1 protein-coding gene is annotated in these 1,131 nt (G+C 45.4%); it reads right to left on the reverse strand.

Annotated elements, in window-relative coordinates; translation table 11 throughout:
- Positions 1–220: 220 nt before the first annotated feature.
- A partial coding sequence (locus PMAL9190_RS19910; RefSeq protein WP_087846968.1) for an iron-containing alcohol dehydrogenase occupies positions 221–1,131 on the reverse strand: 911 nt, incomplete at its 5' end.

Below are 1,131 nucleotides of genomic sequence, written 5' to 3' on the forward strand. Positions count from 1 at the left end.
CAATCGTCAATGGCGCACTGTTGTTAGTAACAGCAACTTCAGCCATGTCGCTTTTTAGGCCTTCAACTTCTAGCAATTTGCTTAGGTCGTTTAGCTTAAACGTGCCAGCTTTGATCAGCGAGATACCTGGCTTTTCAGTTAATGTCGTCATTGGATTTGTCCTTCTTTTTATAATAATGGCTGGGAATTTTTCCCCAGCCTTTTTGTAGGGTGGTGCGTATTACATGCGTGCTTTGAAGATCGCTACGATTTCTTCTAGGCTCGCTTTGCGTGGGTTGGTTAAAGAACACGCATCGTTTAGAGCATTTTGCGCCATGAACGCTAGCTTATCTTCAGTGACACCCAAATCAGCTAGGCGTTGCTTGGTGCCTACCTTTTCAGAGAGTGCATCAATCGCTTCAAGGGCTGCATTTACTGCTTGCTCTTGGGTCATTGCTGCGGTGTCGATACCCATTGCTTTCGCAATATCAACAAAACGCTCTGGTACTTGTTTGGCGTTAAAGCGCGAAACTTCTGCCAATAGGATAGCGTTACATAGGCCATGAGCCAGGTCGTAAACACCACCTAATTGGTGCGCCATTGAGTGAACGAAACCTAAAGATGCATTAGAGAATGCCATACCAGCAAGGTACTCGCCGTACTGCATTGCATCACGTGCTGCGCGATTTTGACCGTCGTTCACAGCAGTTTCTAGGTTGTTTACAATCAGCTCAATCGCTTTAATGGCAGAGGCATCAGTGATTGGTGTCGCTGCAGTTGAAACATACGCTTCAACAGCGTGCGTTAATGCATCCATACCGGTTGCAGCGGTTAGGAACTTAGGCATTGCGACCATTAGCTCTGAATCGTTCACTGCAATAATTGGCGTGAAGTGCTTATCAACAACAGGGTATTTAGTTTCATCTTCTTGGTTAGTGATGATGGCAAATACTGTCATTTCTGAAGCAGTACCCGCTGTTGTGTTCACGGTTACCAATGGCAGTTGTGGTTTCTTAGATAGATGCACACCTTTAGAGTAATCACGAATATGACCACCGTTAGCAGCAACCAACGCGATACCTTTAGCGGTATCGTGAGAAGAACCACCACCAAATGAAATCACAAAATCAGCATTGCTTTGTGCAAGAAGCG

The sequence above is a fragment of the Photobacterium malacitanum genome, assembly GCF_900185615.1.
GTDB classification, from domain to species: domain Bacteria; phylum Pseudomonadota; class Gammaproteobacteria; order Enterobacterales; family Vibrionaceae; genus Photobacterium; species Photobacterium malacitanum.